A 13,529-nucleotide genomic window follows, 5' to 3' on the forward strand; every position below is an offset into this window, starting at 1 on the left:
CGGCCGGTAGAGTGCAGCTTCGGCCGGGGTACGGGAGTGGGGCTCGGTCCATACTCTGCCGATGATCTGACACCATTTCTTCGGAGAAGGGTCAGCTCCAATGGGTGCCAGTCGGGTACGACGTGACGTGTACGGGACGAGCACCGCAGGACCGGAGCCGGCCGCCACCATGACCAGGGGACGGATGGGACCGCGCAGTGCGGGGCAACGAGCGCCAGGAGCGTAAGTGGGCTGAGGGCGACCACCTCTCGCAGTTCGAAGCCGAGATGGAGCGGCTGAAGAACGAGCGGGACAAGGCCGTCCAGCACGCCGACGACCTCGGCTACCAGGTCGAGGTGCTGCGCGCCAAGCTGCACGAGGCGCGTCGCAACCTCGCGACCCGTCCTGCCTACGACAACCTCAGCCACCAGGCCGAACAACTGCTGCGCAACGCGCAGATCCAGGCCGATCAGCTGCGGTCGGACGCCGAGCGGGAGCTGCGCGAGGCACGGGCGCAGACCCAGCGGGTGCTGCAGGAGCAGGCCGAGCGGCAGGCCCGGCTGGAGGCCGAGCTGCACGCCGAGGCGGTCAGCCGCCGCCAGCGGCTCGACGAGGAGCTCAACGAGCGCCGGCAGACCGTCGAATCACACGTCAACGAGAACGTCGCCTGGGCCGAACAGCTGCGCGCCCGTACGGAGTCGCAGGCCCGCCGGCTGATGGAGGAGTCCCGGGCGGAGGCCGAAGCGGCCCTGGCGTCGGCGCGCGCCGAGGCCCAGCGGCTGATCGAGCAGTCCCGGGCCCGGCTCGGTTCGGAGGCCGAAGCGGCCCGCGCCGAAGCCGAATCCCTGCTGCGCCGCGCCCGTACGGACGCCGAGCGGCTGCTGACCGCCGCGTCCAACCAGGCCCAGGAGGCCACGGACCAGGCCGAGCAGCTGCGCACCGCGGCCGGCACCGAGTCGGAGGAGGCGCGCCGTCAGGCCGCCGAACTGACCCGTACCGCCGAGGCCCGGCTGCAGGAGGCGGACACGGCGCTGCGCGAGGCGCGCGCCGAGGCCGAGAAGCTGGTCGAGGAGGCGCAGCAGAACGCCGGAAAGCGGCTGTCGGCCGCCGAGTCGGAGAACGAGCAGCGCACCCGTACGGCCAAGGCGGAGATCGCCCGGCTGGTCGGTGAGGCCACCAAGGAGGCCGAGGCGCTCAAGGCCGAGGCCGAGCAACTGCGCGTCGACGCCCGTACGGAGACCGAGCGGCTGCTCGCCGAGGCGCAGGAGGCCGCGCGGTCGAAGGCGGCGGAGGACTCCGCGGCCCAGCTGGCGAAGGCCGCGCGGGCCGCCGAGGAGATGCTGACCAAGGCGTCCGAGGACGCCAAGGCCGCGACCAAGGCCGCCGCCGAGGAGGCCGACCGGCTGCGCAAGGAGGCCGAGGCCGAGGCCGACCGGCTGCGCGAGGAGGCGCACGACACCGCGGCGCAGCTCAAGGGCGCGGCGAAGGACGACACCAAGGAGTACCGCGCCAAGACCGTCGAACTCCAGGAGGAGGCGCGGCGGCTGCGCGGCGAGGCGGAGCAGCTGCGTGCGGACGCGGTCGCCGAGGGCGAGCGGATCCGCAGCGAGGCCCGGCGCGAGGCGGTCCAGCAGATCGAGGAGGCGGCCGGTACCGCCGAGGAGCTGCTGGCCAAGGCCAAGTCCGATGCGGAGGAGACCCGTTCGGGTGCCGTCGCGGAGAGCGAGCGGGTCCGGACGGAGGCCATCGAGCGGGCCTCGGCGCTGCGCCGGCAGGCCGAGGACGCGCTGGAGCGGGCGCGTTCGGAGGCCGAACAGCTGCTGCTGGAGGGCACCCAGGCCGCCGAGGAGCTGACGTCGACGGCCGAGAAGAGCGCCGCGAAGCTGCGCGAGGAGGCCGAGGAGGCCGCCGGGCAGCTGCGTGCCGACGCCCAGGCGGAGCTGGACCGGCTGCGTACCGAGGCCGAGGAGCGGGTCACGGCCGCCGAGGAGTCGCTGCGCGAGGCCCGCGCGGAGGCCGAACGGCTGCGCCGCGAGACGCAGGAGGAGGCCGCCCGGCTCACGTCGGAGGCCGCCGAGCGTCGGCGCACGCTCCAGCAGGAGGCCGAGGAGGAGGCCGAGCGGCTGCGCACGGAGGCCGCGGCGGACGCCTCGGCGGCGCGCGCCGAGGGCGAGTCGGTGGCCGTACGGCTGCGCGGCGAGGCGGCGGCCGAGGCCGAACGGCTCAAGTCGGAGGCGCAGGAGACCGCGGACCGGGTGCGCGCGGAGGCCGCGGCCGCCGCGGAGCGCACCGGCACCGAGGCGGCGCAGGCGCTGGCCGAGGCGCAGGAGGAGGCCGCGCGGCGGCGCCGGGAGGCCGAGCAACTGCTGGGCGAGGCCCGCGAGGAGGCCCACCAGGAGCGCACCGCGGCCCGCGAGCAGAGCGAGGAGCTGCTGGCCTCGGCCCGTACGCGGGTGGCCGAGGCACAGGAGGAGGCCGAACGGCTGGTCGAGGAGGCGGACCGGCGGGCCGGCGAGCTGGTGGCGACGGCCGAGCAGACCGCGCAGCAGGTCCGGGACTCGGTCGCGGGGCTGCACGAGCAGGCCGCCGAGGAGATCGCCGGGCTGCGGTCGGCGGCCGAACACGCCGCGGAGCGCACGAAGTCGGAGGCCCAGGAGGAGGCCGACCGGGTCCGCAAGGACGCCTACGACGAGCGGGAGCGGGCGTCGGAGGACGCGGCGCGCACCCGGCAGGAGGCGCAGGAGGCGTCGGAGGCCGCCAAGACCCTTGCCGAGCGGTCCGTCGCGGAGGCCATCGAGGAGGCCGAGCGGCTGCGCACGGAGGCGGCCGGGGTGCTCGACGAGGCCCGCCGGGACGCCAACGCGGCGCGTACGGAGGCCGCCGAGCAGGCCGACCGGCTGGTCGCGGAGGCGACCGCACAGGCCGAGAAGCTGGTCACCGACGCCACCGCGAAGGCGCAAGCGCTGCGCACCGACGCCTCGGACGCGCTGGCGGCCGGCGAGCAGGACGCCGCGCGGACCCGTGCCGAGGCGCGCGAGGACGCGAACCGGATGCGGTCGGACGCCGCGGAGCAGGCCGACCGCCTGATCACCGAGGCCCGTTCGGAGGCCGAACGGATCGTCACCGAGGCGACCGAGCTGACGTCCTCGGCGCAGGACGACGCGGACCGTACGGTCCAGGAGGCCCAGGAGGCCGCCGAGCGGCTGCGCGCGGAGGGCGAGCAGCAGGCGCAGGCCCTGGTGGCCGAGGCGACCGAGCGGTCCGAGCAGCTGCGGGCCGAGGCGGCCGAGGTGCTGGAGCAGGCGCGCCGGGACGCCGAGCGCACCGGCGACCAGGCGCGCGCGGACGCCAACAAGGCCCGTGCGGACGCCGCGGAGCAGGCCGACACGCTGGTGTCGGAGGCCGCGACGGAGGCCCAGCGGCTGCGTACCGAGGCCGCGGAGACCACCGCGGACGCCGAGCGGGAGGCGGACCGTACCCGGGCCGACGCCCGCGAGCAGGCGGACCGGATGATCGCCACCGCCACCGCGGAGGCGGACCGGCTGCGGGCCGAGGCGGCCGAGACGGTCACCGCCGCGCAGGAGCACGCCGGCCGCACCCGTAACGAATCGGCCAAAATCAAGGAGGACGCGGAGGCGGCCGCCGAGCGGATGCGCGGGGAGGCCCAGGAGGAGGCCGACCGGCTGCTCGACGAGGCCCGCAAGGACGCCGCCAAGCGCCGCGGGGACGCCGCGGAGCAGGCCGACCAGCTCATCGCCAAGGCCCAGGAGGAGGCGCTGAAGGTCGCCACCCAGGCCGAGGAGCAGGCCGACACGATGGTCGGGGCGGCCCGCAAGGAGGCCGAGCGGCTCGTCACGGAGGCGACCGCGGACGGCAACGCGCGGGTGGAGAAGTCCCGTACGGACGCCAACGCGCTGCTGGAGGAGGCCCGCGGGGACGCCACCGCCATAAGGGAGCGCGCCGAGGAACTGCGGCAGCGGATCGAGTCCGAGGTCGAGGAGCTGCACGAGCGGGCCCGCCGGGAGTCGGCGGAGACCATGAAGAACGCCGGCGAGCGGGTCGACAAGCTCATCGCGCAGGCCACCGCGCAGCAGGTGGAGGCCGAGGAGAAGGCCGACCGGATGATGGCGGACGCCAACAGCGAGGCGAGCAAGGTCCGGATCGCGGCGGTCAAGAAGGCCGAGAGCCTGATCAAGGAGGCCGAGAACAAGAAGGCCGAGGCGGTGCGCGACGCGGAGCGGATGCGCGAGGAGGCCCGGGAGGAGGCCGCCCGCATCGTGGACGAGGGCAAGCGCGAGCTGGAGACCCTGGTCCGCCGGCGGGAGGACATCAACGCCGAAATCTCCCGCGTTCAGGACGTTCTGGAGGCTTTGGAGTCCTTCGAGGCACCCGGCGGAGGCGGCGAAAACAAGGGCAACGGGGTGAAAGCGGGCGCGGGCGCCGGAGCAACTCGTTCGAGTGGCAAGCAGTCTGAAGGGTAGCCACTCAAATGAGGGGTCATTCTCCAGATCAAACGGGCAATGACTCGATGACACGCCGTTGTGACCCCTAGGATTCTCCTTATCACCTCACCGGTCTCTTCGACAGGAACCCCATGAGCGACACTTCCTCCCCCTTCGGCTTCGAGCTCGTGCGGCGTGGGTACGACCGCGGTCAGGTGGATGACCGCATCACGAAGCTCGTCGCCGACCGCGACAGCGCGCTGGCCCGCATCACGTCGCTGGAAAAGCGGATCGAGGAACTCCACCTCGAGACGCAGAACGCCCAGGCGCAGGTCAATGACGCCGAACCGTCCTACGCGGGCCTCGGAGCGCGCGTCGAGAAGATCCTCCGGCTCGCCGAGGAGGAGGCCAAGGACCTGCGCGAGGAGGCCCGCCGGGCCGCCGAGCAGCACCGCGAGCTGGCCGAGTCGGCCGCCCAGCAGGTCCGCAACGACGCGGAGGCGTTCGCCGCCGAGCGCAAGGCGAAGGCGGAGGACGAGGGCGCCCGGATCGTCGAGAAGGCCAAGGGCGAGGCGTCCACGCTGCGCGCCGAGGCCCAGAAGGACGCCCAGTCCAAGCGGGAGGAAGCGGACTCCCTCTTCGAGGAGACCCGCGCCAAGGCCGCCCAGGCCGCCGCGGACTTCGAGACCAACCTCGCCAAGCGCCGCGAGCAGTCCGAGCGCGACCTCGCCTCCCGTCAGGCCAAGGCCGAGAAGCGGCTCGCCGAGATCGAGCACCGCGCCGAGCAGCTCCGCCTGGAGGCCGAGAAGCTGCGTACGGACGCCGAGCGCCGGGCCCGCCAGACGGTGGAGACCGCGCAGCGCCAGGCCGAGGACATCGTGGCGGACGCCAACGCCAAGGCGGATCGTATCCGCAGCGAATCCGAGCGTGAGCTGGCGGCGCTGACCAACCGCCGCGACTCCATCAACGCCCAGCTGACCAACGTCCGCGAGATGCTGGCCACGCTGACCGGTGCGGCGGTGGCCGCGGCCGGTGCCCCCGGCGACGACGAGGCGGTCTCCCGCGGCGTCCCGGCCCAGCAGACGCGCTGAACCACCCGTCGGAAGGTTTCGCCGGATTCAACCGAGCCCCCGTACCGCCCTCTGAGGCGGTGGCGGGGGCCCGGTCGTACAGGGGGTCAGCCAGCCGGCCCCGCCCCGGTGGCCGGGCCACCCAGGCGCGCCTAGCGTGCTGTACATGATCGAGCTTGAGGGGCTGACCAAGCACTACGGCGACAAGGTCGCGGTGGACCACCTCACCTTCACGGTGCGGCCCGGCATCATCACCGGCTTCCTCGGCCCCAACGGCGCGGGCAAGTCGACCACCATGCGGATGATGCTGGATCTCGACAACCCGACGTCGGGCACGGTCCGGATCGACGGCAAGCACTACCGCCAGCTCGAAGACCCCCTGACGTACATCGGCGCGCTGCTGGAGGCCAAGGCGGTGCACGGCGGCCGGAGCGCCGCCAACCACCTGCTGTGCCTGGCACAGAGCAACGGCATCCCGCGCAGCCGGGTCGGCGAGGTGCTCGAAATGGTCGGGCTCAGCTCGGTCGCCAGGAAGCGCGCCAAGGGCTTCTCGCTCGGCATGGGCCAGCGGCTGGGCATCGCCGCCGCCCTGCTCGGCGATCCGCAGGTGCTGCTCTTCGACGAGCCGGTCAACGGCCTCGACCCAGAGGGCATCCACTGGATCCGCAACCTGATGAAGCACCTCGCGGCCCAGGGCCGTACGGTCTTCGTCTCCTCCCACCTGATGAGCGAGATGGCGCTGACCGCCGACCACTTGGTGGTCATCGGCCAGGGCCGGCTGATGGCGGACACGTCCATGAAGGACTTCATCCACCAGAACTCGCGCTCGTACGTCCGGATGCGCTCCCCGGAACAGCAGAAGCTGCTCGACGTGCTGCGCGCCGAAGGCATCCACGTGGCGGCGGCCGGCGGCGGGGCGCTGGAGATCGACGGGGTGCCGGCCGAACGGCTCGGCGAACTGGCCGCGGCCCACCACCTGACCCTGCACGAACTGAGCCCCCAGCAGGCCTCCCTGGAAGAGGCGTTCATGCGGCTGACGGCCGAATCGGTGGAGTACCACGCGCACAACGGCGAGCCGGTTCCGGTGCCGACCACCGCCGTCCCGGGAGCCCCCCAGCCGGCCGGGGTACGGCCGGGCGAGCCGCAGCCGACCGGCTGGGGCGCGAACTGGCAGAGGAAGAGGAGCTGACCATGGCGGCCGTCGGGCAGGTCATCCGGTCCGAGTGGACCAAGATCAGATCGGTGCGGTCGACGGTGTGGACGCTGGCCATCGCCGTCCTGGTCACCATCGGGCTGGGCATGCTGATCTGCACCCTGGCCAACCACGACTTCAACTCCATGCCGGCCCGGGACCGGTTGTCGTTCGACGCCACCAACATCAGCTTCGCCGGTATGGGACTGGGCCAGCTCGCGATGATCGTCTTCGGCGTGCTGGTGGTCTCCAACGAGTACAGCACCGGCATGATCCGCGCCTCGCTCGCCGCGGTACCGCAGCGCGGCACGTTCCTGTTCTGCAAACTGCTGGTCGCCACCGCGCTGGTCTTCGTCGTCGGCCTGGCCACCAGCTTCGTGACGTTCTTCGCGGGCCAGGCGATGCTGGGCGACCTGCGCGCCCACCTCGGCGACCCGGGCGTGCTGCGCGCCGTGATCGGTGGCGGCCTCTACATGACCCTGATCGCGCTGTTCTCGATGGCGGTCGCCACGATGCTGCGCAGTCCGATGCTCTCGCTGGGCATCCTGATGCCGTTCTTCTTCCTGATCTCCAACATCCTCGGCAACGTCTCCGCCACCAGGAAGATCGGCCGCTTCCTGCCCGACCAGGCCGGCTCGAAGATCATGCAGGTGGTCCCCCGCGCGGGCGAGGACGTGCCCTACGGGCCGTGGGGCGGGCTGGGGATCATGATCGCTTGGACGGTGGTGGCGTTGATCGGGGGGTATGTGCTGTTGAAGCGCCGCGATGCGTGACGCTGCGCTTGGCTTTTGCCCCACGTACTTGGCTGTCCCGCCGTGGTGGTTGCTCGCCGTTGCGTGCTTTGCGGCGCCCCGTGCGTAGCCGTGTGTCCCGCCGCGGGTCGTCTCGCCGTCGCGCCTGCGGCGGGCTGGGTTGTTTGTGGGTGCGGTGACGGGCCTCCGGGGCCGGTTGTGTGGACTGCTGACGCTTTACGTCCACACAACCGGCCCCTCCGGCCCGTCCCCTCCCGTGAGAGGGGAAAGAAACGGTGGTGGGGGTGCACGTGACGTCCACGTGCCCGCAGGCAACGGATGACGCCCGCCCCCAACCAGCTCAGAAACTCCCACTCACGGGAGGGGCTGGACCGGAGGACGAAGTCTGGAGGGCCGGCACCGCACCCGACAAACCAACGCCCGCCGCCAGGCGCAACGGCGAGACGACCCGCGGCGGGACAGACGGCTACGTGGGCGGATTACGGGAACCGTCAACGCACCGATAGCCTCCTAATCCTCACGGGGGCACGAGGGCGCCTCTGCCCCGACCATCTTGCGAGGGGCGGAGAATGATCGAGGCAGTCGGCCTGACGAAGCGCTACGGCGCCAAGACGGCCGTGTACAACCTGTCGTTCCAGGTGCGGCCGGGCACGGTGACCGGCTTCCTGGGGCCCAACGGGTCCGGGAAGTCGACGACCATGCGGATGATTCTGGGGCTCGACGCACCGACGTCGGGGACCGCCACCATCGCCGGCCGCCCGTTCCGCAGCCTCCCGAACGCGCCGCGCCAGGTGGGCGCGCTGCTCGACGCCAAGGCCGTGCACGGTGGGCGCAGTGCACGCGCGCACCTGCTGTCGCTGGCGCAGTTGTCCGGCATTCCGGCCCGGCGGGTCGACGAGGTGCTGGGCGTGGTCGGTCTCCAGGACGTCGCCGGGCGACGTTCCAAGGGCTTCTCGCTGGGCATGGGCCAGCGGCTCGGCATCGCCTCGGCGCTGCTCGGCGATCCGCAGGTGCTGCTCTTCGACGAGCCGGTCAACGGCCTGGACCCGGAGGGCATCCTCTGGGTCAGGAACCTGATGAAGCAGCTCGCGTCCGAGGGGCGCACCGTCTTCGTCTCCTCGCACCTGATGAGCGAAATGGCGCTGACCGCCGAGCACTTGATCGTGATCGGCCGCGGGCAGCTGCTCGCGGACATGTCGGTCAAGGACTTCATATCGGCCAACTCGGCCGATTTCGCCCGGGTTCGGACGCCCGACTCCGAGCCGGAGCAGCGCGAGAAGCTGACCGCCGCGATCGGCGAGGCGGGCGGTCAGGCCACGCCCGAGCCGGACGGTGCGCTGCGGGTGACGGGGCTGCCGCTGCCGCGGATCAGTGACCTCGCCCATGAGGCCGACGTCCGGCTGTGGGAACTGTCGCCGCACCAGGCGTCCCTGGAAGAGGCGTACATGCGGATGACGCAGGGCGCCGTGGACTACCGCTCGACCAGCGACCCGCGGGCCGGTCTGCAGGAGGTCCCGGCGGGGTACGCGCCGCCGGGGTACGGCGGCCCGGGCGTTCCCGGCCAGATGCCCAACCCGTACGCCCAGCAGGCGGCCGGCGCCGTTCCCGGGCCGGGGTACCCGCCGCCCGCGCCGGCTCAGGGTCACCCGTACGGGGCACCCGCACCGTACGCGGCACCCCACCCTTACGGGCAGCCGCCCGCCGCGCCGATGCCGCCCGCCGCCCCCGTCGACCAGACCGTGCCCCACACCGAGGACGCCCGATGACCAGCCCTCAGCAGCCGCAGCCCCAGCCTGAGCGCGCCCCGCAGGAAGCCGCCGCGCAGCCGCCGGTACCGCCCGCCGCACCGCCCGTGCCGCCCGCCGCACCGCCGGCTCCGGAGCAGCCCGCGCCCGCCAAGGACGCGGGCACGATGATGCTTCAGGCTCAGACCCCCGCCCCGCCTCCGGCCAAGGAGGGCGGCACGATGATGCTCCAGGCGCAGCCGATGCCCGAGCCGCGGCCGCTCGCCGCGCACGGGCCGGGCAAGGGCAAGGACGCCGGCACGATGATGCTCCAGGCCCAGCCCCCGCAGGACCGGCCCCAGCCGCCCGCCCAGGCTCCGCAGGCGCAGCCCCCCGCCAACGAGGGGGGCACGATGATGCTCCAGGCCCAGCCGCCCGTGCAGGCGCCCGCGCCGCAGGGTCATCCGCAGGCGCAGCCGCCGGTCGCGGCGCCCGCTCCCATGGGCGCGGGCGGTTACGTCTCGCCCATCCCGGTGCGGCCGGCCCACCTCGGCCACGCGCTGGCCTCGGAGTGGACGAAGATCCGCTCGGTGCGCTCGACGATCTGGACGCTGGGCGTGATGCTGCTGCTGATCGTCGGCATCGGTCTGCTCGCCACCGTCGCCGCGGGCTCGGAGCGCGAGATGGACCCGCTGCTCGCCGTCGGGTTCGTCGGCGTCCTGCTCGGCAGCCTCTGCGTGATCACCCTGGGCGTGCTGTCGATCTCCTCGGAGTACGGCACCGGCATGATCCGTACGACGCTGACCGCCTGCCCCAGCCGGGTGCGGGTGCTGACCGCGAAGGCGATCGTGTTCTTCGGGCTGGCGCTGGTGATCACCACGATCGCCACCACGCTGGTCGCCCTGCTCGACTTCGGGATGCTCAACGGCCCGGCGCCGACCACCGACCAGTGGCTGCGCGCCACCCTGGGCGCGGGTCTGTACGTCGCGCTGCTCGGCCTGCTGGCGCTGGGCGTGGGCACGCTGCTGCGGCACTCCGCGGGCGCCATCAGCGCCATGATGGGCGTGGTGCTGCTGCCGATGCTGCTGGCGCTGTTCCTGCAGGGCGAGAGCGTGAAGGAGATCCAGCGGGCGCTGCTCGAGTACTCCGTGCCCAGCGCGCTGGCGACGCTCTACGACATCCCGTTCCTGTCCAGCGGCCCCTCGGGCTGGACCCAGCTGGGGATCCTGGCCGGGGTCACCGCGGTGGTGCTGGGCGGTGCCTACGCCGCCATCGCCCAGCGCGACGTCTAGGGACGACCAGGGCCCGGGGAAGCGGGCGAGGCCTCAGTAGCGAGGCGCATTACGGGACCGCTGGAGCCGTGCGCTCCGGCGGTCCCGTGCGTTCCAGCAGGCCCGGTGCCAGTGCCGGCGGTCGTCGACGCCGCCGTCCTGCGGCCAGGCGACGACGTGCGGTACGCCGGGCGGGATCTCCTGGTCGCAGCCGGGGCAGCGGTAGTGCTTGGCCGCGCCGCCGCCCCCGACCTGCCGTACGACCCAGTCCTCGCCGCGCCACTCCTCGGTCCGTTCGAGGCCGTAACGGTCCCCGCCCGTGCGGTCGATGGGCTTCGCACCGCCGCGCTGGCGGTTTCGACGCGGGGACACGGGCACACCTCATAAAGGGGGGAACGGGGTCACGGGCTGTCACCAGCGTACGCGGCACCCGGCACGCCACGTTCCGGGCGGCAGGTTTCTGTGATCATCGGGAAATTCCCGGCGAGGCCGTGCCCTTGGCACGTGTCAGGCGTTGTTGCCTGTAAGGGGGGAAGCCGCGTCGGCTGCGAGGAGGCAGAGAGCGATGCGTGTGGGAGCTTTCATCCTGGCCGCTCAATTCCCCGGTCAGGGACAGGGGGAAGCACTGCACCGGGCGGTGCGTTCCGCCGTGGTCGCGGAGGAGGCCGGGCTCGATGCGGTCTGGCTGGCGGAACACCACTTCGTACCCTACGGCGTCTGCCCCAATGCGGTGACGCTGGCCGCGCTGCTGCTGGGCCGGACCCGCCGGATCGGCGTCGGGACGGCGGTGAGCGTGCTGCCGACCCAGCATCCGGTGGCGCTCGGCGAGTCCGCGGCGCTGCTGCACCTGACATCCGAGGGGCGGTTCACGCTCGGCGTCGGCCGGGGCGGACCCTGGGTGGATCTGGAGGTCTTCGGCTCCGGGCTCGCCGCGTACGACCACGGCTTCCCCGAGTCGCTCGATCTGCTGCTGCGCTGGCTGCGCGAGCCCCGGGTCGGGGCGCAGGGCGAGCGGTACGCCTTCCGCGAGGTGGCGGTGGTGCCGCGGCCGGACCAGGCGCTGACCGACCCGGACGAGCCGGGGACCGGACCGCCGGGCCCGCCCGTGGTGGTGGCCTGCACCTCCCCGTCGTCGGTGCGGATGGCCGCCGCGCGCGGGCTGCCCATGCTGCTGGGCATGCACTGCGGGGACGAGGAGAAGGCGGAGATGATCGCGCTGTGGCGGGCGGCCGCGCGCGAGGCGGGCCGGGAGCCGGAGGAGATCGCCGCGGCCGACCACGTCTCCGCGGGTGTGGTGCAGATCGCCGATGCCCGCGAGGCCGCGACGGAGACCCTGATGAAGGCGATGCCCGGCTGGCTGCGCCAGGGCCTGGGCGCGCATGTGACGGTCGACGGCCGCTACCGGTCGATGCGCGATCCGCTGGCGTACACGGAGTTGCTGTGCGAGCTGCATCCGGTCGGCCCGCCGCAGTGGTGCGCGGACCGCCTGGCGGCGACGTCGGAGCGCACCGGCATCACCCGCTTCGCGCTGCTCGTCGAGGGCTCCGGCGATCTCGCGGCGACGGAGGAGAACGTCCGCCGGCTGGGCTCGGAGGTCCTACCGCAACTGGTGTGATCCATGGGGCGACGGCGTACGGGTGCCGTCGTCGTGCGGTGGTGCTGCCGCTGGCGCACCGTTCCCGGAGCGCGCCCAACCCCGCGCACTCAGCGGCAGCAACTCCGTTCAGCAGTCGCGGAGTTCGGGCGACTGGTTGAGCAGCTGACCCCGGACAGAAGTGAAGCGGGCCAGCCGGTCGTCCACCGCCGGGTCGAGCGGGAAGACCGCCACCCGGTGGCAGTTCTGGAAGGCGAGGCGCACCCCGAAGTGGCGCTCCAGCGAACCACGGATCGCGTCACTCGCCAGCGCGCGCAGCAGCTGACCGCGCGCCTGCTCGTCCGGCGGCGGCGTCTGGTTGTCGGCGAACTCTCCGCCGTCCACCTTCAGCTGGGCCACCAGGGAGCTGATCATCCCCCATGCGTAGGGGAGGGAGTTCCGGACGCAGTCGACAAAAGCGGCTTCGTCGACCTCGCCTCGCTCGGCCTGTTCGAGGAGGGCCGGTGAGACGTCGAGCGACATGAGGTTCTCCTCTCGCGGCCCCGCCGGGACGGACGGGGCCTAGGGCTGGGACAAGGGGTTCCGCGACGGAGCGTGTTCGCCTCACGACCCCCCGCTTCAACGGTATGCCGCGCAAGGGGCCCGCACCAGGAGATTGCACATACAACCGGCCAATGGTGAGCGCCTGGGGTGCGGGGGTTTCCCCCGTAAAGGCACCCCGGTCCAGGGCGAATCGCGTAGCCGGCCCTCGGTCGAGTAGCGTGGCGCACCATGCGTCTCGTCATTGCCCGCTGCTCCGTGGACTACGCGGGCCGGCTCACCGCCCATCTTCCTTCCGCCCCGCGCCTCATCCTGGTGAAGGCGGACGGCTCGGTCTCCATCCACGCGGACGACCGGGCTTACAAACCCCTCAACTGGATGTCCCCGCCCTGCACTCTCAAGGAGGGCGACGGGGCCGTGTGGACGGTGGAGAACAAGGGGGGCGAGAAGCTCATCATCACCCTCGAAGAGGTCATGCACGACTCCTCGCACGAGCTGGGCGTCGACCCGGGCCTGATCAAGGACGGTGTGGAGGCGCACCTCCAGGAACTCCTCGCGGACCGGATCGAAACCCTCGGCGAGGGCTATTCGCTGATTCGGCGTGAATACCCCACTGCCATCGGTCCGGTGGATATCTTGTGCCGGGACGCCGATGGGCAGACCGTCGCCGTCGAGATCAAGCGGCGCGGCGAGATCGACGGGGTCGAGCAGCTCACCCGCTATCTCGAACTCCTCAACCGCGACCCGCACCTGGCGCCGGTGAAGGGCGTCTTCGCGGCACAGGAGATCAAGCCGCAGGCACGGGTACTGGCCACCGACCGCGGCATCGGCTGCGTGGTGCTGGACTACGACGCCCTGCGCGGCATCGAGGACGACAAGCTCCGGCTGTTCTGACCCGGCTCCGGCGACACCACCTCATACGGCACACGGCGCGACGGCCCGGTCCTCTCGGTACCGGGCCGTCG

Annotated in this window: 10 protein-coding genes; 8 read left to right on the forward strand and 2 right to left on the reverse strand. The window is 72.6% G+C overall.

Annotated features, from left to right (window positions below):
• Nucleotides 1–197: 197 nt before the first annotated feature.
• From scy to V2J85_RS23600, 6 genes are all read left to right on the forward strand, one after another.
• The gene (gene scy, locus V2J85_RS23575; protein ID WP_330822651.1) at nt 198–4,460 is read left to right on the forward strand and encodes a polarized growth protein Scy; all 4,263 of its coding nucleotides are present in this window, start codon (nt 198–200) and stop codon (nt 4,458–4,460) included.
• A gap of 113 nt (nt 4,461–4,573) precedes the next feature.
• The gene (locus V2J85_RS23580) at nt 4,574–5,512 is read left to right on the forward strand and encodes a coiled-coil domain-containing protein (RefSeq protein WP_030414114.1); all 939 of its coding nucleotides are present in this window, start codon (nt 4,574–4,576) and stop codon (nt 5,510–5,512) included.
• 145 nt (nt 5,513–5,657) lie between these two features.
• Nucleotides 5,658–6,680 carry an ABC transporter ATP-binding protein gene (locus V2J85_RS23585; protein WP_261955667.1) on the forward strand — a complete coding sequence of 341 codons (1,023 nt, stop codon included), beginning with the start codon at nt 5,658–5,660 and terminating at the stop codon, nt 6,678–6,680.
• A 2-nt stretch (nt 6,681–6,682) separates the two neighbouring features.
• Entirely contained in the window at nt 6,683–7,456 is a 774-nt protein-coding gene (locus V2J85_RS23590) for an ABC transporter permease (RefSeq protein WP_261955668.1), read from the forward strand.
• Nucleotides 7,457–8,004: 548 nt separating this feature from the next.
• Nucleotides 8,005–9,201 carry an ABC transporter ATP-binding protein gene (locus tag V2J85_RS23595; protein WP_261955669.1) on the forward strand — a complete coding sequence of 399 codons (1,197 nt, stop codon included), beginning with the start codon at nt 8,005–8,007 and terminating at the stop codon, nt 9,199–9,201.
• Between the two features lie 374 nt (nt 9,202–9,575).
• Nucleotides 9,576–10,451: an ABC transporter permease gene (locus V2J85_RS23600; protein WP_410011359.1), complete on the forward strand. Its 876-nt coding sequence runs from the start codon at nt 9,576–9,578 to the stop codon at nt 10,449–10,451.
• 33 nt (nt 10,452–10,484) lie between these two features.
• Here V2J85_RS23600 and V2J85_RS23605 read toward each other — a convergent pair whose 3' ends face one another.
• Complete coding sequence (locus tag V2J85_RS23605; RefSeq protein WP_261955670.1) at nt 10,485–10,802, reverse strand: ATP/GTP-binding protein; 318 nt, start codon at nt 10,800–10,802, stop codon at nt 10,485–10,487.
• A 193-nt stretch (nt 10,803–10,995) separates the two neighbouring features.
• On the opposite strand from V2J85_RS23605, the gene V2J85_RS23610 reads away from it, so the two are divergent.
• Nucleotides 10,996–12,045, forward strand: a complete 1,050-nt coding sequence (locus V2J85_RS23610; RefSeq protein WP_330822652.1) for an LLM class flavin-dependent oxidoreductase — start codon at nt 10,996–10,998, stop codon at nt 12,043–12,045.
• A 108-nt stretch (nt 12,046–12,153) separates the two neighbouring features.
• On the opposite strand, the gene V2J85_RS23615 is transcribed toward V2J85_RS23610, so the two are convergent.
• A complete protein-coding gene (locus V2J85_RS23615) occupies nt 12,154–12,546 on the reverse strand; it encodes an SCO5389 family protein (RefSeq protein ID WP_030414121.1) in 393 nt (130 codons plus the stop codon).
• Between the two features lie 249 nt (nt 12,547–12,795).
• On the opposite strand from V2J85_RS23615, the gene nucS reads away from it, so the two are divergent.
• Nucleotides 12,796–13,458 carry an endonuclease NucS gene (nucS, locus tag V2J85_RS23620; protein WP_261955672.1) on the forward strand — a complete coding sequence of 221 codons (663 nt, stop codon included), beginning with the start codon at nt 12,796–12,798 and terminating at the stop codon, nt 13,456–13,458.
• The last annotated feature ends 71 nt before the right edge of the window (nt 13,459–13,529 follow it).

Origin of the sequence: Streptomyces bugieae, from assembly GCF_036352915.1 — a bacterium.
GTDB classification, from domain to species: domain Bacteria; phylum Actinomycetota; class Actinomycetes; order Streptomycetales; family Streptomycetaceae; genus Streptomyces; species Streptomyces endophytica.

Excerpts from the sequence above, each read along its gene's own strand:
- nucS (WP_261955672.1), top strand. The coding sequence starts at position 12,796 with ATGCGTCTCGTCATTGCCCGCTGCTCCGTGGACTACGCGGGCCGGCTC.
- V2J85_RS23600 (WP_410011359.1), top strand. The coding sequence starts at position 9,576 with ATGCTCCAGGCCCAGCCGCCCGTGCAGGCGCCCGCGCCGCAGGGTCAT.
- V2J85_RS23585 (WP_261955667.1), top strand. The coding sequence starts at position 5,658 with ATGATCGAGCTTGAGGGGCTGACCAAGCACTACGGCGACAAGGTCGCG.
- V2J85_RS23590 (WP_261955668.1), top strand. The coding sequence starts at position 6,683 with ATGGCGGCCGTCGGGCAGGTCATCCGGTCCGAGTGGACCAAGATCAGA.
- V2J85_RS23580 (WP_030414114.1), top strand. The coding sequence starts at position 4,574 with ATGAGCGACACTTCCTCCCCCTTCGGCTTCGAGCTCGTGCGGCGTGGG.
- V2J85_RS23615 (WP_030414121.1), bottom strand. The coding sequence starts at position 12,546 with ATGTCGCTCGACGTCTCACCGGCCCTCCTCGAACAGGCCGAGCGAGGC.
- V2J85_RS23595 (WP_261955669.1), top strand. The coding sequence starts at position 8,005 with ATGATCGAGGCAGTCGGCCTGACGAAGCGCTACGGCGCCAAGACGGCC.
- V2J85_RS23610 (WP_330822652.1), top strand. The coding sequence starts at position 10,996 with ATGCGTGTGGGAGCTTTCATCCTGGCCGCTCAATTCCCCGGTCAGGGA.